Source organism: Streptomyces sp. NPDC057963 (assembly GCF_042887155.1).
Classification (GTDB): domain Bacteria; phylum Actinomycetota; class Actinomycetes; order Streptomycetales; family Streptomycetaceae; genus Streptomyces.
Genome location: NZ_JBHVPX010000004.1, coordinates 65,002 through 91,503 on the forward strand (window position 1 = coordinate 65,002; position 26,502 = coordinate 91,503).

The 26,502-nt window shown below is 70.5% G+C and carries 27 protein-coding genes and 1 pseudogene; 18 read left to right on the forward strand and 10 right to left on the reverse strand.

The features are described 5' to 3' along the window. Nucleotides 1-43 precede the first annotated feature (43 nt). The 6 genes from ACFVT1_RS10595 (at nt 44) to ACFVT1_RS10620 (ending at nt 4,912) form a co-directional block, all read left to right on the forward strand. Nucleotides 44-1,360 (forward strand): sensor histidine kinase, encoded by a 1,317-nt coding sequence (locus ACFVT1_RS10595; RefSeq protein WP_389794147.1) that lies wholly within the window; start codon nt 44-46, stop codon nt 1,358-1,360. A 68-nt stretch (nt 1,361-1,428) separates the two neighbouring features. Next, on the forward strand, nt 1,429-2,526 hold the full coding sequence (locus tag ACFVT1_RS10600; RefSeq protein WP_389794148.1) for a response regulator: 1,098 nt from the start codon (nt 1,429-1,431) through the stop codon (nt 2,524-2,526). Between the two features lie 254 nt (nt 2,527-2,780). After that, a complete protein-coding gene (locus ACFVT1_RS10605; protein ID WP_362206920.1) occupies nt 2,781-3,011 on the forward strand; it encodes a hypothetical protein in 231 nt (76 codons plus the stop codon). Further along, entirely contained in the window at nt 3,011-3,619 is a 609-nt protein-coding gene (locus ACFVT1_RS10610; protein ID WP_389794149.1) for a pilus assembly protein TadG-related protein, read from the forward strand. Before ACFVT1_RS10605 ends, ACFVT1_RS10610 begins: the two co-directional genes overlap by 1 nt. A 31-nt stretch (nt 3,620-3,650) precedes the next feature. Further along, entirely contained in the window at nt 3,651-4,253 is a 603-nt protein-coding gene (locus ACFVT1_RS10615; protein WP_389794150.1) for a hypothetical protein, read from the forward strand. Nucleotides 4,254-4,324: 71 nt separating this feature from the next. Continuing rightward, the gene (locus ACFVT1_RS10620) at nt 4,325-4,912 is read left to right on the forward strand and encodes an OmpA family protein (protein WP_389794581.1); all 588 of its coding nucleotides are present in this window, start codon (nt 4,325-4,327) and stop codon (nt 4,910-4,912) included. 172 nt (nt 4,913-5,084) lie between these two features. On the opposite strand, the gene ACFVT1_RS10625 is transcribed toward ACFVT1_RS10620, so the two are convergent. Together ACFVT1_RS10625 and ACFVT1_RS10630 are read right to left on the reverse strand one after the other, a co-directional pair. Continuing rightward, nucleotides 5,085-5,294: a hypothetical protein gene (locus ACFVT1_RS10625; RefSeq protein ID WP_389794151.1), complete on the reverse strand. Its 210-nt coding sequence runs from the start codon at nt 5,292-5,294 to the stop codon at nt 5,085-5,087. Nucleotides 5,295-5,623: 329 nt separating this feature from the next. Continuing rightward, nucleotides 5,624-6,127, reverse strand: coding sequence for a DinB family protein (locus tag ACFVT1_RS10630; RefSeq protein WP_389794152.1), 504 nt, complete (start codon nt 6,125-6,127; stop codon nt 5,624-5,626). Between the two features lie 293 nt (nt 6,128-6,420). Here ACFVT1_RS10630 and ACFVT1_RS10635 point away from each other — a divergent pair, with 293 nt between their 5' ends. Continuing rightward, a complete protein-coding gene (locus ACFVT1_RS10635) occupies nt 6,421-7,014 on the forward strand; it encodes a hypothetical protein (RefSeq protein WP_389794153.1) in 594 nt (197 codons plus the stop codon). Between the two features lie 181 nt (nt 7,015-7,195). On the opposite strand, the gene ACFVT1_RS10640 is transcribed toward ACFVT1_RS10635, so the two are convergent. From ACFVT1_RS10640 to ACFVT1_RS10660, 5 genes are all read right to left on the reverse strand, one after another. Then, nucleotides 7,196-7,645, reverse strand: coding sequence for a DUF3592 domain-containing protein (locus tag ACFVT1_RS10640; RefSeq protein WP_389794154.1), 450 nt, complete (start codon nt 7,643-7,645; stop codon nt 7,196-7,198). A 113-nt stretch (nt 7,646-7,758) separates the two neighbouring features. Then, nucleotides 7,759-8,343 (reverse strand): hypothetical protein, encoded by a 585-nt coding sequence (locus ACFVT1_RS10645; RefSeq protein ID WP_389794155.1) that lies wholly within the window; start codon nt 8,341-8,343, stop codon nt 7,759-7,761. A gap of 73 nt (nt 8,344-8,416) precedes the next feature. Continuing rightward, complete coding sequence (locus ACFVT1_RS10650; RefSeq protein ID WP_389794156.1) at nt 8,417-10,414, reverse strand: hypothetical protein; 1,998 nt, start codon at nt 10,412-10,414, stop codon at nt 8,417-8,419. A gap of 199 nt (nt 10,415-10,613) precedes the next feature. Next, nucleotides 10,614-12,044 (reverse strand): APC family permease, encoded by a 1,431-nt coding sequence (locus tag ACFVT1_RS10655; RefSeq protein ID WP_389794157.1) that lies wholly within the window; start codon nt 12,042-12,044, stop codon nt 10,614-10,616. Further along, a complete protein-coding gene (locus ACFVT1_RS10660) occupies nt 12,041-13,189 on the reverse strand; it encodes a Zn-dependent alcohol dehydrogenase (RefSeq protein WP_389794158.1) in 1,149 nt (382 codons plus the stop codon). Before ACFVT1_RS10660 ends, ACFVT1_RS10655 begins: the two co-directional genes overlap by 4 nt. Nucleotides 13,190-13,435: 246 nt before the next feature. Between ACFVT1_RS10660 and ACFVT1_RS10665 the strand changes: the two genes are divergently transcribed. Together ACFVT1_RS10665 and ACFVT1_RS10670 are read left to right on the forward strand one after the other, a co-directional pair. After that, complete coding sequence (locus ACFVT1_RS10665; RefSeq protein ID WP_389794159.1) at nt 13,436-14,020, forward strand: helix-turn-helix domain-containing protein; 585 nt, start codon at nt 13,436-13,438, stop codon at nt 14,018-14,020. A 142-nt stretch (nt 14,021-14,162) separates the two neighbouring features. Beyond that, nucleotides 14,163-15,401: a hypothetical protein gene (locus tag ACFVT1_RS10670; RefSeq protein ID WP_389794160.1), complete on the forward strand. Its 1,239-nt coding sequence runs from the start codon at nt 14,163-14,165 to the stop codon at nt 15,399-15,401. A 49-nt stretch (nt 15,402-15,450) separates the two neighbouring features. Here the strand turns inward: ACFVT1_RS10670 and ACFVT1_RS10675 are convergent, their stop codons facing one another. Next, nucleotides 15,451-16,506, reverse strand: coding sequence for an Lrp/AsnC family transcriptional regulator (locus ACFVT1_RS10675; protein ID WP_389794161.1), 1,056 nt, complete (start codon nt 16,504-16,506; stop codon nt 15,451-15,453). Between the two features lie 84 nt (nt 16,507-16,590). On the opposite strand from ACFVT1_RS10675, the gene ACFVT1_RS10680 reads away from it, so the two are divergent. The 3 genes and pseudogenes from ACFVT1_RS10680 to ACFVT1_RS10690 all read left to right on the forward strand — a co-directional run. Further along, a complete protein-coding gene (locus ACFVT1_RS10680; protein ID WP_389794162.1) occupies nt 16,591-16,890 on the forward strand; it encodes a hypothetical protein in 300 nt (99 codons plus the stop codon). Continuing rightward, on the forward strand, nt 16,887-17,822 hold the full coding sequence (locus ACFVT1_RS10685; protein ID WP_389794163.1) for an amidohydrolase: 936 nt from the start codon (nt 16,887-16,889) through the stop codon (nt 17,820-17,822). The genes ACFVT1_RS10680 and ACFVT1_RS10685 overlap by 4 nt, the downstream gene beginning before the upstream one ends. After that, nucleotides 17,714-18,172: pseudogene (locus ACFVT1_RS10690) on the forward strand (M20/M25/M40 family metallo-hydrolase); the annotation flags it as partial. The gene ACFVT1_RS10685 and the pseudogene ACFVT1_RS10690, both read left to right, overlap by 109 nt. Nucleotides 18,173-18,241: 69 nt before the next feature. On the opposite strand, the gene ACFVT1_RS10695 reads toward ACFVT1_RS10690, so the two are convergent. Next, on the reverse strand, nt 18,242-18,625 hold the full coding sequence (locus tag ACFVT1_RS10695) for a DUF192 domain-containing protein (protein ID WP_389794164.1): 384 nt from the start codon (nt 18,623-18,625) through the stop codon (nt 18,242-18,244). A 105-nt stretch (nt 18,626-18,730) separates the two neighbouring features. Here ACFVT1_RS10695 and ACFVT1_RS10700 point away from each other — a divergent pair, with 105 nt between their 5' ends. The 3 genes from ACFVT1_RS10700 to ACFVT1_RS10710 all read left to right on the forward strand — a co-directional run bounded on the left by ACFVT1_RS10700 (nt 18,731) and on the right by ACFVT1_RS10710 (nt 20,966). After that, nucleotides 18,731-19,531: a prepilin peptidase gene (locus tag ACFVT1_RS10700; RefSeq protein ID WP_389794165.1), complete on the forward strand. Its 801-nt coding sequence runs from the start codon at nt 18,731-18,733 to the stop codon at nt 19,529-19,531. Nucleotides 19,532-19,650: 119 nt separating this feature from the next. After that, the gene (locus ACFVT1_RS10705; RefSeq protein ID WP_389794166.1) at nt 19,651-20,439 is read left to right on the forward strand and encodes a class I SAM-dependent methyltransferase; all 789 of its coding nucleotides are present in this window, start codon (nt 19,651-19,653) and stop codon (nt 20,437-20,439) included. A 68-nt stretch (nt 20,440-20,507) separates the two neighbouring features. Then, nucleotides 20,508-20,966 carry a hypothetical protein gene (locus ACFVT1_RS10710; protein ID WP_389794167.1) on the forward strand — a complete coding sequence of 153 codons (459 nt, stop codon included), beginning with the start codon at nt 20,508-20,510 and terminating at the stop codon, nt 20,964-20,966. Nucleotides 20,967-21,403: 437 nt separating this feature from the next. Here the strand turns inward: ACFVT1_RS10710 and mgrA are convergent, their stop codons facing one another. Continuing rightward, nucleotides 21,404-22,444, reverse strand: a complete 1,041-nt coding sequence (gene mgrA / locus ACFVT1_RS10715) for an L-glyceraldehyde 3-phosphate reductase (RefSeq protein WP_389794168.1) — start codon at nt 22,442-22,444, stop codon at nt 21,404-21,406. A 199-nt stretch (nt 22,445-22,643) separates the two neighbouring features. On the opposite strand from mgrA, the gene ACFVT1_RS10720 reads away from it, so the two are divergent. From ACFVT1_RS10720 to ACFVT1_RS10730, 3 genes are all read left to right on the forward strand, one after another. After that, the gene (locus ACFVT1_RS10720) at nt 22,644-23,405 is read left to right on the forward strand and encodes an isoprenyl transferase (RefSeq protein ID WP_389794169.1); all 762 of its coding nucleotides are present in this window, start codon (nt 22,644-22,646) and stop codon (nt 23,403-23,405) included. A 532-nt stretch (nt 23,406-23,937) separates the two neighbouring features. Further along, nucleotides 23,938-25,260, forward strand: a complete 1,323-nt coding sequence (locus ACFVT1_RS10725) for a PhoH family protein (protein ID WP_389794170.1) — start codon at nt 23,938-23,940, stop codon at nt 25,258-25,260. A 390-nt stretch (nt 25,261-25,650) separates the two neighbouring features. Then, nucleotides 25,651-26,352 carry a lytic transglycosylase domain-containing protein gene (locus tag ACFVT1_RS10730; RefSeq protein ID WP_389794171.1) on the forward strand — a complete coding sequence of 234 codons (702 nt, stop codon included), beginning with the start codon at nt 25,651-25,653 and terminating at the stop codon, nt 26,350-26,352. Nucleotides 26,353-26,502: the final 150 nt, after the last annotated feature.

A 26,502-nucleotide genomic window follows, 5' to 3' on the forward strand; every position in this document is an offset into this window, starting at 1 on the left:
ACGCGCACGGTGGGCAGGAGGGTCGGACGGAGGTGACAGGCTCATGTCGTTCCAACTCGGCGGCATCCAGACCGGACTGAATGCGGAGGTGCGTCGGGCGATCGCCGATCCCGGTTCGCGTCCGGCGTTCACGATCCAGGTCAACGCGCTCCAGGCGATGTGCCGACAGGTCTTCGGCTTCCGGCTCGCGATGATCGCCATCGCCACCCCGTTCGCGATCGGCCACACTGCCTCGGGCCCGGCCTCCTGGCTGATCGGCTCGGCCATCCTCGTCACCTTCATGGGCTCGTACGTCCTCTTCCGCGACTGGGAGCGCTTCGGACCCGTACTCCTGCGCCACCCCTGGCTGCTCGGCATAGACGCCTTCTTCGGCGCCCTGCTGCTGATCACGGCCAGCCCCGAGTCCACCCTCGCGTACGTCACCGTGTGCACTCCGCTGCTGGCCGGTCTCGTCTACGGCTGGCGTGGGGCGGCGGTCTTCGCCGCACTCCAGATAGTGATCGTCCTCGGCGTGTACGGCACCGACCCGAAGCTGCAGCCCGCCGACGCCACGGCGCTTCTCCTCCCCGGCTTCTGCATCATCGCCGGGGCGGTGGGCGTCACCCTGCGCAATCTGCTTCTGCGCTTCGGTACAGCCAGCCAAGCTCTTACCGAGACACGGGCCCGTCTCGCCGTCAACGAGGCCGTGGAGGGCGAACGGACCCGGCTCGCACGAGAGATGCACGACTCGGTGGCCAAGACCTTGCACGGCCTGGCCCTGGCCGCCGACGGCCTGGCCGGTTCCTCCGACCGCATGGACCCGCTCACCGTCAGACACCGGGCCGAACTGGTGGCTCGCGCCGCCCGCCGGGCCGCCGCCGAGTCCCGCGAACTCCTCTCTGACCTGCGCCGCGAGTCGGGACTCGATGGCGGCGTGGACGTCGTACGAGAACTCCGGGCCCGCGCGGAGGACTTCACCCGACGCCACCCGCTCACAGCCACCTTCCGACTGCTCAACGACACCCCTGTCCCCAACGTCCCCCAGGCGGTCGCGCGTCAGCTGCTCACTGTCGCGTCCGAAGCGATGGAGAACGCCCACCGACACGCCCAGCCCACCTACCTCGTCGTGCTCGCAGGCGTGAAGTGCGATGTCCTGCGCGTCAGCGTGTACGACGACGGGCGCGGTCTGCCCGCGGGCATCACGCTCGACGACCTCCGGCACGCCGGGCACTTCGGTCTTGTCGGCATGGTCGAACGCGCCGCATCCATCGGTGCCCGCATCCGCATCGGGAAGGGCCAGGCGGCCAAGGGCACCGAGGTACGCCTGGAGCTCCCGATCGCCGCTCTCAGCACCGCACCGGAAGCAGAACAACCCGACTGAACAGCAGCCGAACCGAGCAGTTCAAACTCCACCCTCACCCCCCATAGAACCCTGAGAGGAGGTCGCAGATGCCGGACGACGTCTCCCGCGCGTCGGGCCAGAACTGGGTAGCACAGAACCACGCCTCCCAGCACACGTCCTCGCACGTCACCCCGCTCAATTCGGAGCCCAGCTCCCCAGCGCTCCCCGTCCCCCAGCAGTCCGCGGCATCCGAGTCCATGCCTCCCTTCCCCGCAGCGGCGTCCGCGCCCGTTCCCGGCGCCCTGCGAGTCGTCGTCGCCGACGACAACCCGGTGGTCCGGGCAGGCCTGGGCGTCCTGCTCTCGGGCCGCGACGACATCGACGTCGTGGCCGAGGCCACGGACGGCCGCCAGGCCTATGACATGGCGGTTCTGCACCGCCCGGACGTCGTCCTGCTCGACGTCCGCATGCCCGGCGTCGACGGCATCTCCGCGCTGCCGCACCTCGTACGGGTCGCACCGGTCATGATGCTGACCTACAGCCGCGAGAGCGAGATCGTGCACGAGGCACTGCGTCTCGGCGCGAGCGGCTACCTGGTCCACGGTGAGTTCACGGCCGGTCAGCTGGTGCAGGCCGTACGCGACACCAAGAACGGCCGGGCCCACTTCACCGCCACCGCGGCCAACGCGCTCCTGGCCCACATGCGTCAGGGCCCCGGACCGCAGGGGCGACCGCTCCCGGAAGGCCTGGGCGCGGCCCTGACCACAGGTGTTCCCTACCAGGGGCCCGGGTACGACGGGCAGGACCCGAGTTCCCTTCAGCAACATGGTGCACCCGCCCGTGTGCCCACGTCCGAACCGTCTCCACCTGCGGCACGACCGGTCTTTCCCGCACAGGGTCTTTCGCATCTGCAACCAGTTGTGGCACAGTCTTCCGTGACCGGGAGGCCGGGCGTGTCTCCCAACGGGCGGCAGTACGGGTTGAGTTCGCGGGAGGTGGAGGTCATGGAACTGATCGCGTCCGGCATGAGCAATCAGCAGATCGCCGCCACCTGCTTCATCAGCGAGAAGACGGTCAAGAACCACATCAACCGCATCTTCACCAAGCTGCACAGCGCCACCCGGAGCGAGGCAATCGCACGCTGGCTCGGAACAGCTCCCGCTGCGGGACCAGGGGTACGTGGGGCCGGTGGTCACCGTGGCTGAGCGGGGAAGCACAAGCGATGGGGATACCGCGGCCGTGCGTGCGGGACGTGGGGTCCGGCACATCACGGCACAGGCCCAACCGACTGTTTGGGCCCGGGAATGGGTCCTGGGGCCCTCCGGCGGCCAGGGCGCCCGGCCATATGTTTCTCATGTCGCCAGCGGCACCGGCCAGGAGGAAGCCGGTACCGCGGGCGACACCAAGGAAACGTGCGAGTCGGCCGGCTGTCGGTCGGCCGAACCCGGAGGGGAAAACCATGTCGGACATGACCCTGAAGACCGTCGTTCGCGTCCAGGGCTGGGCCAACACTGCCGTGAGCCGCATCCAGAAGCGTTACGAGAACATGGACCGCGGCCAGACGGCGTTCGAGTACCTGGGCATCATCCTGGTGGTTGTGGCGATCATCGGCGCGATCGTGGCGACGGGTATCGGCAGCGCGATCAGCGAGAAGATCAAGGGCCTGGTGAACACCATCAAGACCCAGTAATGCGGCGTCGCACCCGAACCGATGCAGGGCAGGCCTTCCCCATCTACGTAGTGATGGTGGTGGGCCTGCTCTTCCTCGCGTTCGTCTTCTTTGCCGTCGGCAAGGCTGCGGCCCTGCGCAATGGAGCCCAGGGGGCGGCCGACGCCGCGGCCCTGGCTGCCGGCCAGCAGGCTCGTGAGAACTTCGAGGCACCTTTCCTCGCGTCACTTCCCGGGAAGATGCTGGATCCCTTTCTGCAGGCCCACCCGGTTCAAGGGTGCACTGCGGCCCAGGGACTGGCTGACTCGAACCGGGCGCGTGTCACGGACTGTTACCCGATTCCTGGCGGCCTTCGAGACCGGATCAGGGTTGAGGTCAAGGGCCATGACCCGGTGGACTCGCCGGTGGTTCCGGATACGAAGAAGATCTTCGCGGAGACCAAGGCGACTGTGGTCATCGAGTTCCGCTGCCCTGACTGGGAGTCCGTGGACTTCAACGACGACGGAGTCCAGGACATGTACTTCTTCACCTGCAGAGGTGGCGAGATGCTCGAAATAGAGCCGAGCAACCCCCCGCCCTGGTCCAAGGTGAGCAAGATTCTCTACGACGTGCACCTGGTCGACAAGTGACAGCGAACGACGAGTAAAGGAATCAGAACCCATGAGCATTCGGTGCTCCACCACGTCCCGGCGGGCGGTGCTGACCGTCTCCCTGACGGCGGCGCTCGCCCTGGCGATCAGCGGCTGCGGTGCTGATGACGGCGGAAAGACGAACGACACCGGTTCGTCGCAGTCCTCCACGCCCTCCGAAGAGGACAAGGGGACGAAACAGGAGGACACCGCCACCGGGGAGAACGTGGACCCGAATGTGAAACTCGCCGAGGTCAGGGGGAATGGGCTGACTCTCGTGATCAACCAGGTGAAGCGTGACTCCGGAGGTTTTGTCACGGTTCAGGGCGAGATCAAGAACGTGAGCGACAGGGTGCGGAACTCCAGTGGGTGGGAAGGCGCGGAAACCGCGATTGTCAACGGCAATCCGAACTCCGTCGCCGGTGCAACACTGGTGGACAAAGCGAGCAAGAAGCGCTACTACGTCCTTCGGGACACGGAGAACCGTTGCCTTTGCACCACCGGCATCGCACCTTTGCCGGTAGGGGAGTCGACCCCCATCTTCATGCAGTTCCCGGCACCCCCCAGCACGACGACCGAGGTCGACTTCACCCTGCCGACGTTCGCCACGACTTCCCTGAAGATCTCAGGGTGACGGCCGACATGAGCCACAACCGAACCCGGTTGAAGCCGATCGGCGTCGCCGGACTCTCCGTTGCGTCAGTCATGGTCGTGGCCACGGCCACCTTGTTCGGAGCTTCGTCGGCGCTCGCCGACGACGGCCCGAGCGTACCGCCCGGCACTGAGGCGACATCGGTGCCGCCAGTGAAGCTCGACCCCAACGACCCCGACCTGAAGATGCCCGAAGGCGGCACTCTCGCACCGGGCAAGGTTCTCGACATCATCCAGGTCGTCGAGGACGAGGGCGGCGACGAACGCCGCGAGGACAGCAACGCGGACATCAAGTTCGCGCTCCAGGCCGAGGTCCTCTTCGGCAAGGACAGCGCGAAGCTGAGCTCCGCCGCCAACTCCCGTATCGCTGCCATCGCCGCCGAGATCAAGAAGCAGAAGGCCGTCAAGGTGCGCGTCTTCGGCTTCACCGATAACCTCGGCACCTCGGCCCACGGCGATGTGCTGTCCAAGCAGCGCGCCAACGCGGTGCAGTCGGTGCTGGTCAAGGAGCTGGGCTCGACAGTCACCTTCGACATCCGCGGCTACGGAGAGCAGTACCCGATCGCCGACAACAGCACGGAAGAGGGCCGCAAGAAGAACCGACGCGTGGAGGTCTCCTTCCCGCGTGGCGGCACTTCCTGAGGCCCCTGCTGTTGTTGTCCGCAGCGTGTTCGTCGGCCGTACCGCGGTCGGGCGGTTGCTTTCATGGCCTGCCGTCGGGCCAGGGGGTAGAACGCTTGCCGTTACTGCCGGAACCCCGGCAGTCGCAACGGCGAACAGCTCAACCTCGTGGTGATGGGCCGGGCCCGGCCCATCACCACGCAGGGCGGGCCTGATCAGGTGCGGTCGTCGAGGTCGTCCTGGACGTCGTCGAAGCTCTGCTGACCCTGCTGCCGGGCCTCTCGGCGCGCTGACGCAAGCGCTCCTGCTCACTCTGACCGCGCTGGGATGCCTCGTCCTGCTTGCCCTGCATCTTCTGTTTGGCCTGCTGAGCCTTGGCCTGCATCTCGTCCTTGATGCCCATCAGGGGCACTCCGTTTCTGGAGGGGATCGGTCCTCGGCCACCGTGACACGGACACGGCCGGGACGCCTCTGACGTCACACCGATCGGGTGATGCCCGGTCCCCCTCGGTAAGCCGTGGACGCTCCGCTGCGGGCAGGGAAGAGCCCCGGCGGTCACGGTGACTGCCGGGGGCCGTGCGCTCCGCGGAAGGGGCGTCCTGCCGGGCGCCGGGGTACGGGCAGCCGGCGCATCCGGTCAGGAGCGGGGCGAGTTCGGCGTCGTCCGTGCGGACCACCCAGCCCCTTGCCGCCGCCACCTTCCCGTCGACCCGGGGGCCCTTGGTCACAGCACTAGATGCCGGTGGTGCCGTCGACGATCTCGCGGATCACGTCGAGGTGACCGTTGTGCCGGGAGGTCTCCTCGATCAGGTGCAGGAGGATCCAGCGCAGATCGGGGTGACGGCCGTCCCTGCGGGGTTGTTCGGCCGGGGTGTCCAGGTCGCGGGAGGCGACCAGCTCGCGGTAGCGGACGGTCCGTTCCTCATATTGGGACAGTACATCGGCGAGCGGCATGTCCACCGCGATGCGCATCTCGCGGTCGGGGTCCTCGTCCGTCCACGGGCCTTCGTCCTCGCAGCCGAGGAAGGCCACCTCGAACCAGTAGTACTCGACCCAGCTGAGGTGGTTGATCAGCCCGGCGATCGTCATCAGGGGCGAGCCGGGCAGCGGGGCCCGGCGGGCGTCTTCCGGTGAGATGCCCTCGCACTTCGCGCGTGCGGTGTCGCGTACGTAGTCGAGGAAAGTGGTCAGCTGGGTGCGCTCGTCCCATGCGGGAGGCGAATCGGTGCGTGTCATCGACGTACACCTTGGGCGATGGGCCCACGCCTGTCCATCGCATAAACCCTGTGCTGCGGCCGAAGCCGGTGAATCCTGCGGCCGCCCCGGCGCCCGGCCCACGGGCACCGCTCATTGGGGCCCGCGCCTGGGCCCGTGGGCCCAAGCCCGGACAGGCCGGGCTCATTACGCTCGTACGTGACCAACCGTGAGCACCCCTGACCCGGCGCCCGTCACGGGCGTCTGTCCGGCGCGCCCATACGCACGTTGATCTGCACGCTCCACCTGTATCCGTTCCATGGGGTGATGTATCGATGAGTGACGGTTTCTTCTACTCGTACCACCTCGGCTGGAGCCGCCCGGACGCAGAGTCGCTCTTCGGCGATCTCGACGCGGCGGGGCTGCGGCTCAGCCACCCCGTCACGCGACGGGTCACGCTTCTCGGCCCCGGCCCGGACCCCTGGGGAACTCCCTCGTGGGTGACCAGGGAGCAGCTCGTGCTCCTGGCCGGCCTGCAGCGGATCGACAAGGTCGACTTCCTGCTGTGGGTGAACAGCGGGACCGATGTTCCCGCGCGCGTCCGGCGGATGGGGGACGGAGTCGTCGCGCTCGAATTCGGATTCGGGCGGCTGACGCGGGACGAGCAGGAGGTGGCCGCGCGGGCGATCAGGGAGGCGATAGGGCGGGCTTCCGTGCTCTGTATCGGCTTCGTGGTCGACCGGGAGGGCGCTTCCGCGGCGACCGACTGGAGCGGTGTCGTCATCAACGGGACGACGTACTTCGACAGTTGGCCGGACACGCTCGCCGTGCGCCACGAAATCGCCGCGACACAGCCGCAGTTGGCCGGGGTGGCATCGTTCGACGAATCGCCGTGGATGCTGTTCGGGAGCGAGGTCCCCAGCCGGTAGCGGCGCGGCCCCCTGCAACCGGTGGCGGGAAGGGCGCCCGGCTTCCCGGTCTCCCGGCCTCCGGCTTCCCGGTCTCCCGGCCGGCTCCCCGGCCTCCGCGACGGCCGCCGGTGCACGGCACACACGCACACGTCACACGAGCGCACCGCACACACCGCACACGGGCACCGGTACCTCCCGCTCAGAGCCACCCCCGCATCGCCGCGAACCCCAGCAGCAGTCCGGCCGCGAACACTCCCAGCACGGCAGCGAACACCACGGGCATCACCACCGGCCCCCACGCCCCCGGCCCGGCCACCGTGGCGCGCTTCGCCGGGTCCGCCGGGTCGTAGCTGACCCGGACCGGCCTCCCGACCTCGAAGCCGAACGGGCCCGGGGCATGGTCGGTGAACTCGATGTGGCGGCCGTCGCGGGTACGGAACGCGAAGACGTACTCGGTGACGTGACTCCGGTCCGTGCCCGGCCCCCGGTCGACCGTCCGGCGGTCCGCGCACCGGCCCTCGGCGTGTTCGCCGTGCCGGACCAGCCGCAGCACCCGGTTCAGCCGCAGCGCCGACCGGAGGGCGAACGCGCCGCAGAACAGGCCGAACAGGAGCAGGAACGTGGCCGTGCCACCGGGCAGGATCTGCATGAACGCGCGCCTCTGATCCGCTGTGTGAAGCTACTCGAAACTGGCTGAAGCCGTGAAGCCGTGAAGCCCGTGGAAGCCGCTGGGGCCCTTGAAGTCGCTGGAGCGTCCGACCGCTACTTGACCGTGATCGAATCGACGAACGCGTCGAGGTCCCGCGAGCTCAGCGAGCCCTTCACCGCATTGATCCGGACCGCGAACGGCACGTGCTTCGAATCGACGCCCGCCACCACGACGCCCGTCATCGGGGTACCCGGCGCCGGGGTCCGCTCCTTGCCGCTCGACGTGAACTCGTAGTCGATCCTGCGCGCCTCGCGGGCACTCTCCGCACCGGCCAGCCGCACGTCCGAGGTCTCCTTCCGGGTCGCCCCCAGACCGATACCGGCGCCCGCCGCGGCCGCCGCCTCGCCGGCGTCGTCCACCCCCGTGGCGAAATCGAGCTGCACGGAGACCATGCCGGTGCGCAGCCCGCCCTCCTCCTTGAGCGAGACGGCGGCATTGGCCTTGGTACGGTCGGCCGCCGACTGCTCCTTGTAGCCCTTGTTCTCGGGGTAGCCGACGGAGAGGCTCTTGGTGTCGAGCGTGCCCCAGCCCTCCGGAACCGCGGCGGCGTCGCCGCCGCAGCCGGTGAGCAGGGTGAGGCCGATGGCGGCGGCAGCAGCTGCGCCGATTGCCCGGGACATCTTCATCGTCGTCGTCATCGCCTGTCGCCTCTTCGTCGTGCGTGGTTGCCGCGTGCCGTGCCGTGTGCCATAGCCGTACCCGTCCGTGCGGCTACTTCGCGCAGTAGCTGTACGGAAGGTACGCCCGCTTGTCGCCCTGCGGAGCACCGAGGAACTGCGCGTCCGTCAGTGTCTCCTTCTTGTGCTCGTCGGAGATGGAGAACCCCAGACTCATGCCGAGCGACACCTCGAACCCGAACTCCTGGGCGTCCGTCTCGCCGTGGTACTTCATGGTGCTCGACAGCCCGTCCTGGAACATCAGCTGGTCGAACGGGTCGGTGCCGGCGGGCTTCTGCTGCATGGAGTGGTCGCCGAACATGTACTCGAACGGGGCGGTGTTGTCGCCGGAGCCGTTCAGCCACTGCTCGGCCACGGCCCGCTTGTCCTCGGTGGCCTTGTCGGTGTCCTTGCCGAAGACGATCGAGTTCGTCAGGACCTCGATGCCGGTCTCGCCGGAGGAGTCGGAGCCGCTGACCTTGCCGCCGCGCTTGTCCTTGCCCTTCTCGCCGTTGTCGCCGCTGATGTCGCCCTTGTGGGAGGCCGAGCCGTTCTCGACGGTCTGGGTCATGTCGATGCGGACGATCTTGCCGGTCTTCTGGTCGCGGGTGACGGTGATCGCCCCGGTCCGGTTGTCCTTCGCTGCGGCCGCGCCGCCGAGCGGACCGGCCGAACCGCTGACCTTGCCCTCCAGTTCGAGCTTGGCGGTGTACGTGTAGGACTCGTTGCCGTTGACGTCGTCCTTGGTGACGGTCACCTCGGGGGAGAACTTGGCCTTGCCGCCGAGCTTGGCACCGAGCTTCGTCTCGTCACCCGCGCTGATGGAGAGGCCGCCGTCCGCGTAGGCGTTGAGGCCGATGGTCGAGTACGAGATCTTCTTGTCGCCGATCTTGCTCTCGACGTCCTTCTTCTTGTCGGCCCACTTCATCCCGGAGTACCAGCCGCCGCCGTAACCTCCGCTGTACTTGGTGGAGGTCTCCCACATCTTCATTTCCTCGATGTCGTCCCGCATCTTCTTGGCGTCCTCCTCGCTCTTGAAGACCCAGGTGTCACCGTTGGTGATCTTGATGCCGCCGCCGACGTCCACGTCGGCCTTGCCCAGTTTGCCGAGCTTGATGCCGGGGGTGCTGGCGGTGGCACCGGCCGAGGCCGCGTCGGTGAACGTCATGTAGACCAGCTTGTCGTTCTCGTCGACCTTGCCGTCGTTGTTCACATCCGTCTTGGCCTGGCTGACCTTCTGCTGGAAGCCGTACTCGTTGCCCCACTCGAACCAGCCGATCTTGACCTTGTCGCCGACGGTGTCGGAGATGCTGGAGACCTGGCACATCTTGGGCTCGTAGTCGGCGTCCGTCTTCGGCTTCGCGGTGGTGTCCCCGCCGCCGGTGGAGCAGCTGCCACCGCCGCCGCCCAGGGAGTTGATCGCACAGCGGATGCGTTCGCCGATCTGCCCGCCGACCCCCGCCATGGCCATGGCGCCGATCATCGTGACGACGAGGACGATCACCCCGAGGTACTCCAGGGCGGTGGCTCCGCCGTCCCGCCAGGAGTACGGGTGGTACGGCGCCGCGGCCGGCTCGTCGTCGCGGTCGTCCAGCAGCCGGTCGACGGCCAGTCCCGCGGCCGAACCGGTCACCAGTGTGACAACCGGCATCAACGCGCCCTCCAGGGACACGAGATGCCAGGACACGGCGAATCCGTAGGCGAGCGCGGCCAGCGGCACGCCCAGGGAGGCGAGCAGGGTCAGCGGCCGGGACTCGCGCTGCTCGGCGGGCAGGACGCGGGCCGACGCCAGGACCGTGAGCACGGTCGTGATGACGTTCGGCACGTGCAGCAGCCCGAGGCGCCAGCCGAAGCTGGCGAGCCGGTCGTCGGTGGCGAGCATCTCGACGAGCCCGCGCGACACCAGATAGCCGGCGGCGATGTAGACCAGGGCACCGGCGGCCCAACTGCGGGTCAGGGCGAAGAACACGCCACCGCTCGTACGGGAACCACCCCCGCTTCCCGGCGGTATGTGGCCCGCACCTCCGCTTTCCCAGCCCCCGCCACCAGTCACGGCTCTCCCTCTCCGACGCCCGCTCGACATGCCTGCGCCCGCAGTTCAGCGATGCGGGCGTGAGGGTGAGCGTACGGGTGTACGAGCCGGGTGACCTGGGCCCTTGGCCCCAAAGTCGGGCCCAACGACGCACGGTGCCCGGCCCCGTACGCGCGGGTGCGCGTGCGGGGCCGGGCATCGGGGAGCGGCGGCCGGGGAGTCAGTCCAGGTCGTCCGCGAACGTCCCCGCGCGTTGGGCGACTTCCGGCCTCCGGGCCCGCAGCACCGCGAAGCCGGCGATGCCGACGACCAGCGCGCCGACGAACACGTACGGCAGCACATTCAGCGGCCACGCCGGGGCGGGCCACAGATTGCGGTAGAAGACGTAGACCATCGCGGCGGCACCGATCAGCCCCAGGCCCCAGGTGACGATCAGACCGCGGGCCCCGATCCGGCGTACGAACAGCGGCGCGGCCAGACACACCAGGGTGTAGCTGAGCATGTAGCCGAAGACACCGATGGTGTCGATGTACGACGTCGCGTCCAGCGGCGCGGTCCCGGCGCCGACCACGAGCACCGCGGGGACGGCGACGAACGGGGCGACGGCCCAGATGGCCGCGGACGGGGTCCGGTGGCGGGGGTGGGCGACCCCGAGCCGGGCCGGCATCACCCCCTCCTTCGCCATCCCGAACAGCAGGCGGGCGGCGACGGTGACGCAGGCCATCACCACGGCCACGAACGACGCCGCGAAGCCCACGTGCAGGAAGAACTTCAGGAAGCCGAGGCCCGACAGCTCCGCCAATTGGTCCATCGGGTCGGAGCTCCTCGCCAGCGCGTCCGCCCCGCCGAACCCGGCGACCTGCGCGTACGTCGCGAACATGTAGAGCACCCCGGCCAGCACCGCACTGCCCATCACCGAGCGGGGAATCGCCCTGTACGGATCGGTGGCCTCGGCGCCCAGCGAGGCGGCGCCCTCGAAGCCGACGAAGCCCAGCACGCCCAGCACCACGGCGAAGACGACACCGTCGAGGGTGGAGCCGCTCAGGCTCAGCTGGTCGGTGTCGATGATGTTTCCGCTCTTGAAGAACGCGGGGACCAGCACGACGACGATGAGGACGATCGACACGACCTCCAGCACGGAGGCGACGCGCGCCGCCGTCCGCACACTGGCGATTGTCAGCCGGATCGCGACGGCGGCCAGCAGCACATCGAGCAGGATCTGCCCGGGGACGCCGGTGAAGAGGCCGATGCCGATCTGGTCGAGGGCGCGCGCCGTGTAGTAGCCGGCGCCCGCGAGCGAACCCGAACCGATGCACACCGCCCCGATGAGCAGCGCCCAGCCGGTCACGAAGGAGCCGGGCGCCCCGAGCGAGAGCCGGGAGAAGGCGTACAGCGAACCGACCCCGGCGCGCCTGCGGGCGAAGACGCAGATGCAGTACGCGATCGCGAGGACGGCGGCCATGGCCAGGAAGAACGAGAACCAGGCGCCGTTGCCCGCGGACGCGGCCATGCTGGCGGGGGCGAACGCGATGACGGCGCTGGGCGCGACGTTCGCGACGCTCTGCGCGCCGACCTCGAACGTGGAGACGGAGCGGTGGGCCAGCCCGTCGGCCGGCTTCCCCGGCGCGGCCTGCTTTCCGGCGGTGCTCATGTCCGGTCCTCCATCATCAGCAGCTGACGCAGGGCGTGGCCGGCGGCGAGGTCGGCCAGCGCGTCGCCCGCCTCGTCCAGCGGGCGCCGCGCCGAGATCATCGATTCCACGTCGAGCTCACCGGACACCACGAGGTCCACCAGATCCGGGATGTCGCGGGCGGCGTCGACCGAGCCGTAGTTGGAGCCGAGGATGCGCTGGTCCGCCTCGGCGAGCGCGAGCGGGTCGAAGCGTGCGGTACGGCCGGTCGGCGGCAGTCCGACGATGACGGCGGCGCCGCCCTGGCCGAGCGCCGCGATGGACTGCTCGGTGGTCTCGATCTTGCCGATGGCGTCGAACACGTAGTCCAGGCCCTCCGGGACCAGGGCCCGCAGTGCCTCGACGACATGGCCGTCCCGGGCGTCGACCGCGTCCGTCGCGCCGAGCCTGCGGGCCAGCTCCAGCTTCTCGGGGACGACGTCGACGGCGACGATGCGGCCGGCCTTCGCCAGCCGGGCGCCCTGCACACAGGAGAGGCCCACACCGCCGCAGCCGATGACGGCGACGGTGGCCCCGGCCTCGACCCCCGCGGTGTTGCGGACCGCGCCGACACCGGTGGCGATGGCACAGCCGACCAGGGCGATCACATCGAGGGGCGCGTCCTTGCGCACCTTGACCGCGCCGGAGGCGGGGACCACGACGCGCTCGGCGAACGAGGAGACGCCCAGGTAGTGGTGGGCCCGCTCGCCGTCGACCGAGAGCCGGCTGGTGCCGTCGTACAGCACCCCGCCGGGCGCCACGACCTCCGCGACCAGGCTGCACGCGGCCGGGCGCCCGGAGACACAGAAGCGGCAGGTGCCGCAGGACGGAACCCAGGACAGGACGACGTGGTCGCCGGGTTCCAGACCGGTGACGCCCTCGCCGAGCGCGGTGACCACACCCGAGCCCTCGTGTCCGAGCACGACCGGGGTGGGGTGGTCCCACTCGCCGCGAATGACGTGCAGGTCGGAGTGGCAGACACCGGCCGCCGCGACGGCGACCTCGACCTCTCCGGGGCCGGGCGGGGCCAGGGTGACGTCGGTGACGGTCACCTCCTGCCCGGGGGAGCGGAAGACGACGCCGCGCACGGTGCGTGCGGTGCTCGGATGGGAAGACGGGGAGCTCATCGGCTTACTCCTCGGGTGGTGCGGGACGGGCAGGGGAGGGGGAGGGAGGATCGGCGGTCCACCGGGGCGGACGGCACGGCGGTCCACCGGGGCGGGCGGATCAGCGGTCCACCAGGGCGCCTTGTTTAGCGCCATTAAACTTTCGTCAATGTTTTACAGCACTAAACTCGATGGGTAAAGACCCTTCCGACCTGCGTTTGTCCCCGGCCACTGACCGTGACTTCCCCGGCAGGTAGCGTGTCCGCCATGTCCGAAGCCCCTGACAGCCACATGTCCACGATCGGTCCGCGGCTGCGCGAGCTCCGCCTGGCACAGGGGCTGACACTCGCTCAGGTCGCCGAGTCCGCGGGCGTGACCAAGGGGTTCGTCAGCCTCGCCGAGCGCGGCAAGACCTCGGTCTCCGTCCCGACCCTGATCCGTATCTGCGAGGCGCTGGGCACCGGCATCGCCGCGCTCTTCGACTACCCGGACCAGGACGTCGTCAAGGGCGGCCTGGGCGCCAAGCTGGAGATGGGCGGGCACGGGATCGAGGAGTTCCTCCTCACACCGGCCGAGGAACGGCACGTCCAGGTCATGCGGACGATCCTGCGGCCCGGCGGCGGCTCGGGCGGGGCGTACAGCCTGGAGGCGGAGACCGTCTTCGCCTACCTGGTCCGCGGCACGCTGCGGCTGAGCGTGGACGGTGAGCCCCGGTTCCTGGAGGCCGGCGACTCGACGACCTTCTCGGCCCGCGCCGCGCACGCCTGGGACAACCCGGGGGAGGACGAGGCCGAGGTCCTCTGGTCGATCGCCCCCGCCCTGCCGCTCTCCCGCACCAAACTCCGCCCGTAGCTCAGCCCGCCCGTAGCTCAGCCCACCGGTGGCCTCGCAGGCGGTGGTCCCGCCGCCGGTGACCCCGTCGCCCGTGGCTTCGCAGCCCGTACGCTCCGCCGCCCGTGGCGGCAGGCCGTCCGCCGCGGAGATAATCGGCAGCATGCCCGACGACGTACCGGCCGCCCAGGCCACCGCCCCCGCACAGCGGCTCGTGCGGCAGCGCGGCCCCCGAACGCAGCCGCCCCGGCCCTCGCGGCCCTCCGCCCGCGGTCGCCTCACCGCGGCTCTCGCGGCGGCGGCCCCGGCCCTCGGGGCGTACGCGGCCGTACGCCTGATCGGTCTCGCCGTCTTCGCCGCCGCGGCGTCCGGCGCCGGGAAGAGCGCCTTCCACCTCCTCGCCGAGCGCTGGGACTCCGTCTGGTACCAGCGGATCGCCGAGAACGGCTACGGCCACACCGCCGTCCTCCCGAACGGCGGCGTCCACCCCGACCTGGCCTTCTTCCCCCTGCTGCCGGCGTTGGAACGCGGGGTCGCCGAACTGACCCCGCTCTCCCTCGCGGGCGCCGGACTGCTGGTCGCCTGGGTCGCCGCGCTCCTCGCCGCCTGGGGGATCTTCGCCGTCGGGGCGCGTCTGCACGGGCGCCGGACCGGGGTGGTGCTGGCCGCGCTGTGGGGCGTGTACCCGACGGCGTTCGTCCAGTCGATGGCGTACACCGAAACCCTGTTCACCGCGTTCGCGGCCTGGGCGCTGTACGCCGTACTGACCCGGCGCTGGATCGTGGCAGGCACCCTGTGCGTGCTCGCCGGGCTGACCAGGCCCTCCGCCGCGGCACTGATCGCCGCCCTCGCGATCACCGCCGCGGTCGCGCTCGTACGGGAGTACCGGGCAGGCCGGACGGACGGCCTCGTCCGCCGCAACGCGCGGATGCTGATCGGTACCGCGCTCGCGCCGCTCGGCTGGCTCGCGTACGTGGTGTTCGTCGCCGTACGGCAGGGCAGCCCGTTCGCGTACTTCGACGTCCAGGCGCAGTGGGGCAACAGCATCGACGGAGGCGTGGCGCTCGCCTCGTTCATCCTCGGGCTGCCGCTGCCCGCCGCGCTCGGACTGTGCGCGGCGCTGGCGGGCCTGGGGTGGGTGGTGTTCCTGTGCGTACGGCAGCGCCAGCCGCTCCCCGTGCTCGCCTACTGCGTCGCCGTCGTCGTCATCTCGCTGATCGGCTCCGGGTACTTCGGGTCCAGGCCGCGGCTGATGATGCCCGCGTTCCCCCTGCTCCTCCCGCCCGCCGTCGCGCTGCTGCGGCTGCGCACCACGGCCCGCACGGTGACGGTGGTCGCCGTGCTCGCGCTGGCTTCGGCGGCCTACGGGGCGTGGACGCTGCTCGGCTCCGGCCCGCCGTAGAAGTGGACGCCGCTCGGTGGTCGGTCCGGGGCGGGGCAGGCGGTCCGGGTCAGGACCGGGGCACGTCCAGCGGGACGCGGCGGATCGCGCGGCCCCGGGTGTCGAGGAGCCAGCCCATCCGCTTGGGGGAGTGCAGTGCCACCGTGCGGTCCTTGACCTCCAGCGCCGGGAAGCGCTCCGCCAGCAGCGTCTCGAACGGGCCGATGGCGTTCAGGCCGTGGAGCCAGACGACGACCAGGAGGTTGTGCGGTCCGCTGACGGAGACGCACATACGGACCTGCTCCATGCGCGCCAGCGCGTTTCCGGTGTGTGCGAGGTGGGCGTGTGGGACGGCGGCCCGGTAGATCACCATGGCCGGCAGACCGGCCAGGGGATGGGCGATGTCGCAGCGGAAACTGACGTCGCCGTGGTGGATCAGACGCTGGAGCCGGCGCCGGGCGGTGTGCTCGCTCATCCCCGTCGCGGCGCCGAGCTCGGTGTAGCCGAGCCGCCCATTGCCGCCGAGCGCGGTCATCAGCGCCCGGTCCTCGGGGGACGGCCTGTCGTGCATGTCCGTGCTGTACGTGGCCTGCCGTGCGGCGCGCGGAGCCGAGAGCGTGGCGCGGCCGGCCGGTTCCATGGCCCTGATCCGCCAGTGGCCGCCTTCCCCGTAGAGCGTGATCCCGAGCCGGGTGCGGGTGGAGCGCAACCCCGGCAGCCCGCCGATGGTGCGGTGGACCGACCGGCCGAGCGCGGGCAGGTCGGTGGCGGCGACGGACAGGAAGAGGTCGAAGTCCCCGGCGGTCTCGTCGATGCTGAAGACCCACGGCAGTTCGGACAGGGCGGCGCTGACCGCTTCGAGGGAGCGGGGCCGGCACCGCACCTCGACATAGGCGACCGTGGCCGATTTCGGGGCGTCGTAGGCGGTGACCCACGCCAGGCGGTGGGCGCGCAGGCGCTCCCAGCGGCGGGCCGCGGTCGTCGCGTCCACACCGAGCGCCCGGCCGATACGGGTCCACGGGGCGCGGGGCGCCGCCTGGAGCGCGTCGACGAGGGCGAGATCCAGCTCCGAGAACCGCGCGCCGGAATCCGGTGCTTCCGGTGGGCCGACGATGCTTTCCGGCATTTTCGGTCCTCCCTCACGCGCAGGCCGGATGGTAGGGGCACTTCCGGCCGACACCCAGTATCGGCCACTGGAGAGAGGAGTGCCGTGCCTGCTCCGCGCCCGCGAATCCCGCGCCCCGAGGCCGCGAACCACACGGTCGGCGAGGTGACCGTCTTCGGCGGACAGGTCGCCGTCATGGCCGCCCCCGCCCCGCTCGTCATGACCGCCCCCGCCCCGCTCGTCAGGGGCGTCCTTGCGGACGCCCCCTCCTTCCAGGTCGCCTTCGTCTTCCTCGCGCCGGTCGCGGTCATGGCAGCGGCCACGGCCGCCGCGACCCCTCAGGACACCCCGGCCTTCCTCGCTTCCACCGCACGCCGTACCCCTCCCGTACTGGAGCTCTCATGACCACCTCGGCCACTTCGCTGCTTTCCGGACTGAACGGCCAACTGCCCGGACTGCGCGCCCTGTACAAGGATCTGCACGCCCACCCGGAGCTCTCCTTCCAGGAGGTCCGCACGGCGGGGATCGTCGCCGCCCGGCTCCGGGAGCAGGGCTGGGACGTCACCGAGGGGGTGGGCGGAACCGGCGTCGTCGGCGTCCTCAGCGCGGGCGACGGCCCGGTGGTGCTGCTCCGTGCCGACATGGACGCACTGCCCGTGAGGGAGGAGACGGGACTCCCGTACGCGTCCACGAGGACCGCGGTGGACGCGGAGGGCAACGAGGTCCCGGTGATGCACGCCTGCGGCCACGACATGCACGTGACCTGCCTGCTCGGCGCGACCGCCCTGCTGGCCGCCAACCGGCACGCCTGGCGCGGCACGGTCGTCGCGGTGTTCCAGCCCGCCGAGGAGATCGGCGGAGCCCCGGCCATGATCGACGACGGCTTCCTGGAGCGCTTCCCGCACGCCGAGGTGTGCCTGGGCCAGCACGTGGGGCCCATCCCCGCGGGCTTCGTCGGCACCCGGCCCGGTCCGGTGATGGCCGCCTCCGACAGCGTGCGGGTGCGGCTGTTCGGGCGGGGCGGTCACGGGTCGATGCCCGAGACGACCGTGGACCCGGTCGTGATGGCCGCCGCGATCGTGATGCGGTTGCAGACGGTGGTCTCCCGGGAAGTGGGGGCGGAGCAGCAGGCGGTGGTGACCGTGGGCTCGATCCACAGCGGCACCAAGGAGAACATCATCCCGGCCACCGCCGACCTCAGGATCAACATCCGCAGCACGACTCCGGCGGTACGCGAACGGGTCCTGCGGCCGTCAAGCGGATCGTCCGCGCCGAGGCCGCGGCCTCCGGCGCCCCCGCGGAACCCGAGATCACGGACTTCAACGCCTTCCCGGTGACCGTCAACGACCACGAGGCCACCGCCACCGTCCAGGCGGCACTCGCCCAGGCCCTGGGAGAGGGGTACGTCTTCACCCTGCCCCATACGCTCACCGGCAGCGAAGACTTCGGGATCTTCGGCACCGCGCTCCAAGTCCCCTCGGTCTTCTGGTACTTCGGCGGCGTCGGCCTCGCCGCGTTCAAGGACGTCGACCCCGACGTCCTGCTGGAGAACGGGATCCCCGCCGAGGTCCCCGGCAACCACTCGCCGCTGTTCGCCCCGGCCGTCGATCCCACCGTCGAAGTCGGCGTGACGTCGCTGCTGGCGGCCGCCGCGCAGTGGCTGACGGCCGGCACCGACACCGCCTGACAGCCGCCGCGCACAACAGAACGGCGGAGGAGGAAACCACGCGGAGGATGCCGCACCGCCGCCCGCACCTCAGCCCCGGTCCTCCCCCGCCTGGGCGATCCGCACCCTCGCCCCGGGCCGCAGCCCCCACTTCGCCATCGCCCCGGCCTCCGACTCGATCACATGGCGGGCCCGCAGCCGGGGCATCCCGAGCCGGCCCGGCTTCATCGTGTGGACGGCGACCACCTTGAACTTCCGGTCCAGGTACGCCACATCGATGGTGAACCGCATCCGGAAGGTGTGCACACTCCCGCACGGGGTGATCAGCAGGGCGCCGTCGATCCCGTCCTGCCCGAGCAGCCCCCGGCTCCTGGCCCGGTACGTGGCCGCGATCCGCAGCGGTATCTCCGGCTCCTGCCCTCCCTGCGGATCGGTGACCGTCAACGTCCCATTCCCATTACGCCATTGAGCCATGGCCCAGACGGTAGCGTCCGGTGACGGCCGCTGGGTCCGGAACGGTGCGCGGTGGGCCCCAGGACCCATGGACCCGTGTCCCGGCACCCGCCTAGGGTCTGCTCCGTGTACGCCATGCTGACAGTGTTCGCCGCACTCTGGGGCGCAGCGGCCGGACTACTGGTCCCGCGCGCCGCCTACCGGTTCTCCGTCGATCCGGAGGACGCCTGGCGGGACACCTGCCCCGCGGGCCACGCCCTGACCGGGGCCGCACGCGGCTGGCTCGGCTCCACCCGGTGCGCCCCGTGCGCGGCGGTACCGGTCCCCGCGGGCGGCGAACCGGGAGGCCCGGAGGCCGGGGAGGACCTCGCGCGGCCCGCGGCGCGGTACGCCCCCGGCGTCCTCGTCCCGGTCGTCACCGCGCTCGCCTGTGCTGTCCTCGCGGCGGGCACCGGTCTCCGGCCCGAGCTCGTGGTGTGGCTGCTGCTGGCCCCCGTCGGCGTACTCCTCGCGACCATCGACCGCCGGGTCCACCGCCTGCCCGACCGGCTGACCCTGCCCGCCGCCGGGGCGGTCACCGTACTGCTGGGCGTCGCGGCGCTGCTCCCGGAGCACGGCGGATCCTGGCTGTCCGCGCTGCTCGGCGGAGCGGCCCTCGGCGCCTTCTACTTCCTGCTCTTCCTCATCAACCCGAACGGAATGGGCTTCGGAGACGTCAAGCTCGCCCTGTCGCTGGGCGTAGCCCTCGGCTGGTACGGCTGGGCCGTGGTGTTCGCCGGCGGATTCGCCGGGTTCCTGCTCGGTGCGGTGTACGGGTTCGGGCTGATGGTCCTGAAGAGGGCCGGGCGCAAGACCGGCATCCCGTTCGGACCGTTCATGATCTCGGGCGCGCTGCTGGGCCTGCTGCTCGGCGGCCTGACCGCCTGACCGGCTGCCTGCCCGGCCACCGGGCGGAGGACGGACGGCACCCGCCCCGCGCCCGTACCCGTACGCCCGCGCCCGTATTGAGGTCGCGCGGGGCACCGCCCGGCTGACACCATTCCCGTATGCCCGGAGCACCCGCAGAGACAGCAGAGCGCGCACGGTTCGACGCACTCGTCGAGGAGGCCGCCACCGTTTCCGTCGACGGCTGGGACTTCTCCTGGCTCGACGGCCGGGCCACCGAACAGCGCCCCTCCTGGGGCTACGCCCGCGCCATGGCGGACCGGATGGGGCGGGCGAGGGCCGCGCTCGACATCCAGACCGGCGGCGGCGAGGTCCTCGCCTCCGTACCGAAGCTCCCGCCGCTCACGGTCGCCACCGAGTCCTGGCCGCCGAACATCGCCCGCGCCACCGCCCTCCTGCACCCGCTCGGCGCGGCCGTGGTCGCCGACGCCGACGAGCCGCCGCTGCCGTTCGGCGACAACGCCTTCGACCTGGTGGTCAGCCGGCATCCGGTGACCACCTGGTGGGCGGAGATCGCGAGGGTGCTCACCCCCGGCGGCACGTACTTCTCGCAGCAGGTCGGCCCGGCCAGCGTCTTCGAGCTCGTTGAGTACTTCCTCGGCCCGCAGCCGCCCGAGGTGCGCGGCGGCCGCGACCCGGAGCAGGCGCGCGCCGCCGCCGAGGCGGCCGGACTCGACGTGGTCGATCTGCGGATGGAGCGGCTGCGCACCGAATTCTTCGACATCGGGGCCGTCGTCTACTTCCTGCGGAAGGTGATCTGGATGGTGCCGGGCTTCACCGTCGAGGAGTACCGGCCGCGACTGGCCGAGCTGCACCACCGGATCGAGACCGAGGGGCCGTTCGTCGCCCACACCACCCGATTTCTGGTCGAGGCCCGCAAACCGGAGTAGGACATGCCCCCTGCTTTCGTCCGAAGGGTGCGACCCTGGACGGTGAGCGCATGGGGAGGGAACCGGCCATGAGGGTGGGGAACGAAGACGAGGCGCCGCGTGTCCCGCGGCAGGGCAGGGCCGACTGGCTCAGAGGCGCACGGATCGTCGGAGTGCTCGGCGTCTTCTACCGGCCGGAGGGGCGGGTGGGTGAGCCGGAGGCGGTCGAATTCCTGCTGGCGGACGGCCAGTCGGTGCTTCTGACCTGCGCCTCCGGCGGAACCCTGCGGGTCGGCCCCGGGGCCTGGCCCCGGCTGCCCGACTGGTGCGTACCGGCGGGGCAGTGGGAGTTCACCACCGTGTCGAACCTGCCGCAGCCCCCCGACGGCGGCTGGACCGTCACCCGCACCGAGGAACGCAGGGACGGGCGGGGCGAGGTGCGCGAGGCCGTCATCCGCTGCGAGGGGGGACGCTTCGTGGTCGTCGGCGGCGAGACCGTGACCATCCGCTTCACCCGCGGCCACCGCGGCGCACCGGCGACCACGTAGGAGCCCGCGGCAGGCACCGCCCTGCCCGGCTCGGTCCGCAGCCCTGCCCTGCCCGGCCCGTGCATCCCGGCCGGGCGGGGCCCCTCCGCGGCGCCTCGCGCACCCCGGTGCGGGGAACCCCGGACGGCGTGGTCAACGGGCTCGTCAAGGCCGAGGCGTACGGCTGATACCTCGAAGGAACCGGCTGTGTGCAGCCGGCCGGGGCCACTGACCGCCGACCGCGCGCCGTGCTCGCACCGGAGTCCGGCGAATTCGGAGAGTAATTGTGGAGTGGCGTGGCACGCAGCATCACTTACGAAGGGTTATGGTGGAAACCCCCCCTCGGGCCGGTCCGTATCCCCCCCCCACGGACCGGCCCGTTTTTTGTGGCCGGGCTGTTCCGGCCCGGGTGAGGCCCGAGCGCCGGCCGCGTACCGGCCTCGCGCAGGCCCTTCCCGTCAGCTCCGTCCGGCCCAGATGTTGGTTCCCGCGGTGTCCACGGCGAAGGTGTCGATCTCCTTCAACTCCTCGTCGGACAGCGGCGGTCCGGCGAGCGCCGCGACGTTCTCCTCCAGCTGCTTCACGCTCGAAGCGCCGATCAGCGCCGACGTCATACGGCTGTCGCGAAGCACCCAGTCCAGTGCCAGCTGGGCGAGTGACTGGCCGCGCCGCCGAGCGATGTCGTTCAGCCCGTTCAGCCGGCGGAGCACCTCTTCGGAGAGCAGGCCCGGGTCCAGGGACTTGCCCTGGGTGGCGCGCGACCCCGCCGGGATGCCCGTCAGGTACTTGTTCGTGAGCAGCCCCTGGGCGAGCGGCACGAAGGAGATGCAGCCCATGCCGGCCGCCTCCAGGGTGTCGAGCAGCCCGTCGTCCTCGATCCAGCGGTTGATCATCGAGTAGGAGGGCTGGTGGATCAGGGCCGGTACACCCATCTCCCTGAGCAGCCGGGCCGCCTCGGCGGTCTGCTCCGCGTTGTACGAGGAGACCCCCACGTACAGCGCCTTGCCCTGCCGCACGGCGGAGGCCAGCGCCCCCATCGTCTCCTCCAGCGGAGTGTCCGGGTCGAAGCGGTGGGAGTAGAAGATGTCGACGTAGTCGAGCCCCATCCGCCTCAGTGAGGCGTCGAGCGACGAGAGCAGGTATTTGCGGGAGCCCCACTCACCGTAGGGGCCGGGGTGCATGTCGTAGCCGGCCTTGGTGGAGATGATCAGCTCGTCCCGGTACGGGGCGAAGTCCTGCCGGAACATCGTGCCGAAGTTGAGCTCGGCGGAGCCGGGTGGCGGCCCGTAGTTGTTGGCCAGATCGAAGTGGGTCACCCCGAGGTCGAAGGCGCGGCGCAGGATCGCCCGCTGGGAGTCCAGCGTGCGGTCGTCGCCGAAGTTGTGCCAGAGGCCGAGGGAAACGGCCGGGAGCTTGAGGCCGCTGCGGCCGGTGCGGCGGTACTCCATGGAGTCGTAGCGCGAACCGGCGGCCCGGTAGGAGAGAGGAGAATCAGTCACGTTTCTCTCCTTATCACGGACTTGTGACAGGCCGGGTTGGGCCGGTGCGCCGCCCGCGCAGTAGTGTGGCGGCTTCGGGGACTGCCACGGCACGGCGGGGCGATGGACTCTGCGGAACAGTGCGGCGATCCCCAGGGGGCGACCCCGGCCCCCGGGCGTTGGGGCGGGCGGGCCCGCACAGAACCGAGAGGTGAACTCAGTGAACTTGCGCGACCTGGTGTACGGGCTCTACGCGCGCCGGGTGGAGGCCCGCCTCGACCACACCCAGGTGCCCAAGCACATCGGTGTCATCCTCGACGGCAACCGGCGCTGGGCGAAGGCGTCCGGCGGTACGGCCGCGCAGGGGCACCAGGCCGGCGCGGTCAAGATCCAGGAACTGCTCAGCTGGTGCAGTGAGACCGACGTGGAGGTCGTCACCCTCTGGCTGCTCTCCACGGACAACTTCGACCGGCCCGAGTCCGAGCTGACGCCGCTCCTCGGCATCATCGAGAACACCGTGCGCGACCTCGCGGCGGACGGACGCTGGCGGGTCCACCACGTCGGCACGCTCGACCTGCTGCCCGCCCACACCCAGACCGTCCTCAAGGAGGCCGAGCAGGCCACGGCCGGTGTCGACGGGATACTGGTCAACGTCGCCGTCGGCTACGGCGGCCGCCAGGAGATCGCGGACGCGGTCCGCTCGCTCCTGCTGGACCACTCCGACAAGGGGACGTCCTTCGAGGAACTGGCGGAGATCGTCTCCACCGACCTGATCTCCGAGCACCTCTACACCCGGGGCCAGCCCGACCCGGACCTGGTCATCCGCACCAGCGGCGAGCAGCGGCTGTCCGGTTTCATGCTCTGGCAGAGCGCGCACTCCGAGTACTACTTCTGCGAGGTCTTCTGGCCGGCCTTCCGCCGCGTCGACTTCCTCCGCGCCCTGCGCGACTACGCGGCCCGCCACCGCCGCTACGGCGGCTGACACCGCCTTCTCACGACGGGCTCGAACGGTGCCGCTCCCCGGCCCTTTCCGGCCCGTCCTGCGTTCGAGGACGGAGCCGTTCGGGTGATGCGCCCGGACCCGTGGGTGTGCCAGGACCCGTGCGCCAGGACCCATGGGCGTGCCAGGCCCCTGTGTGCCCGGACCCGTGCCCGGACCCGTGGGTGCGCCCGGCCCCGTGCGCCGGGACCCGCGCCCGGCCCTGTGTGCTCGGGGCGCCACTCCCAGCTCACCCGCCCGTCCCGGGCGGCATGGCTTCGCGTGTTCGAGGGAATACCCCTGACAGGTCGACGTCCGGTCGCCAACCAGGCGGACGTCGTGTCCAAGTGAGCGGCATGGAGTCCGCTCGCCCGGGAGGCCCTTTGCACACGAAGGACCGTACATACAGTGCGGCCGACGCGGAGGGCCGGCGCTCGGCCCGTGCATCGGGGCCGCAGCCCGGTCCGTCCTCTCCCATTGGGATGCTCCGCGACGCCGTCGCACCCCAACCTCGTCCGAGGGGGTACGTCCTTCCGTGGTGACCAGCACAAAGCGCCGCTTGCTCGACAGGCGCACCTACGTTCTCGACACCAGCGTCCTGCTGGCCGATCCGAACGCCATGGCCCGGTTCGACGAGCACGAAGTCGTGCTCCCGATCGTCGTGGTCACGGAACTGGAGGCCAAACGGCATCACCCGGAGCTGGGGTACTTCGCCCGGAAGGCCCTGCGCCTGCTGGACGACTTCCGCACCCGCTACGGCCGGCTGGACGCCCCGATCCCGCTCGGGGACCTGGGCGGGACCCTGCGCGTCGAACTCAACCACTCCGACCCCGGCGTACTGCCCGCCGGCTACCGGTTGGGGGACAACGACTCACGGATCCTCGCGGTCGCGCGCAACCTCCAGGCCGAGGGGTACGACGTCACGGTCGTCTCCAAGGACCTCCCGCTGCGCATCAAGGCGTCCTCGGTCGGCCTCCTCGCCGAGGAGTACCGCGCCGAACTCGCCATCACCGACTCGGGCTGGACCGGGATGTCGGAAATCCCCCTCGCCGCCGACCAGGTGGACCTGCTCTACGGAGAGGAAACGCTGTACGTACCCGAGGCCGCCGAACTGCCCGTGCACACCGGACTGGTCCTCCGGTCCGAGCGTGGCAAGGCGCTCGGCCGGGTCACCGCCGAGGGCAGTGTGCGCCTGGTGCGCGGTGACCGGGAGGTCTTCGGCATCCACGGCCGCAGCGCCGAACAGCGCATCGCGCTCGACCTCCTGCTCGACCAGGACGTCGGCATCGTGTCGCTGGGCGGCCGGGCCGGCACCGGCAAGTCGGCGCTGGCACTCTGCGCCGGTCTCGAAGCCGTCCTGGAGCGCAGGCAGCACCAGAAGGTGATGGTCTTCCGCCCGCTGTACGCGGTCGGCGGGCAGGAACTGGGCTATCTCCCCGGCACCGAGGCCGAGAAGATGAGCCCCTGGGCGCAGGCCGTCTTCGACACGCTCTCGGCGGTCGCCGGACGCGAGGTGATCGAGGAGGTGCTGGGGCGCGGCATGCTGGAGATCCTGCCGCTCACCCACATCCGGGGCCGCTCGCTCCACGACGCCTTCGTGATCGTCGACGAGGCGCAGTCCCTCGAACGGAACGTCCTGCTGACCGTGTTGTCCCGGATCGGGGCGAATTCCCGGGTGGTGCTCACGCATGACGTGGCGCAGCGGGACAACCTCAGGGTCGGCCGGTACGACGGAGTGGTGGCCGTGGTCGAGAAACTGAAGGGCCATCCGCTCTTCGCGCACGTCACGCTCACCCGCTCCGAGCGCTCGCAGATCGCCGCGCTGGTGACCGAAATGCTGGAGGACGGCCAGATCTGATACGGGATAGGACAGTTGGTGCCGCCCGGCGAGCGAAGCAGCTTAGCCGGGCGGCATCGTGCTGCGGTGGCTTTTCCGTACATCACTTGCTCCGAACGAGGTGTGAGCTTTCACACGCAACGGAGAATTGCCTCCCGGTGTGCCGGTCCGGCAGAGTCTTGCTTCCGTCAGGCCCCGCATACGGCACACCCGCACCTCCAGAGGTGCCAGGCACCACACAACTCAACAATCGCCGTCCGTATGCCGCCCGCGAGCACCACGCGGCGCTCCCTCCGGGGAGTTGCCCACCGGGTCCGTGCCTCCCGTGACCCAAGCAGTAGGGAGGCCAGCGCCAGGGGCACGATTGCGTCCGCGAGGTCACCTAAGCGGGCGATGCTGGAAGGACACCGTGTGAGCCGGATCTCGGTCCGGGGGTTCGCCGTGGCGTCAGCCACCGCGGTCACCACCGTCGGCGCCGTCGTAGGCGTTGCCTCGGGCAGCACTCCCGCTGTCGACGACAACAACTTCGAGGCGACCGCAGCCGACACCACGCTTCTCGCCGACATCCCTGCCGGCCAGCAGGCCCAGGTGCAGACTGCCTCGCTCACGCAGCAGGCCGACGCCCAGGCATCCGCGGCCGACGCGGCGGCGAAGAAGTCCGTGGAGGAAGCGGCCCGTATCCAGGCCGCCAAGGACGCCAAGTCGAAGAAGCAGGCGGCCGAGGACAAGCTGGAGAAGGAGCGCAAGGCCAAGAAGGACGCCGAGCGTGCCAGCCGTTCCGAGATGCGCAGCGCCTCCACGTTCGCCCAGCAGGGCTCGTACACCGTGGCCGAGATTCAGGCGATGGCGCGGCAGATCGTTCCCGCCGACCAGTTCCAGTGCTTCAGCAACATCGTGAACCACGAGTCGACCTGGAACTACCGGGCGTCTAATCCGTCCTCGGGTGCCTACGGCCTCGTCCAGGCGCTGCCCGGTTCGAAGATGTCGACCGCCGGAGCGGACTGGCAGACCAACCCGGCCACCCAGATCAAGTGGGGCCTCAGCTACATGAACGGCAAGTACCAGAGTCCGTGCGGTGCCTGGTCCTTCTGGCAGGCCAACCACTGGTACTAGAACCTTCGGAGGTTCTGGTCTCAACCACACGAAGCCCCTCGCCGTCCTACGGTGAGGGGCTTCGCGCGTGTACGGTCGGGTCCGCACGGCTCGGCGGGGGAGCGGCGGGGGAGCGGTGGGGAGAGAAAGACGGGGGAAGAGGAAACGATC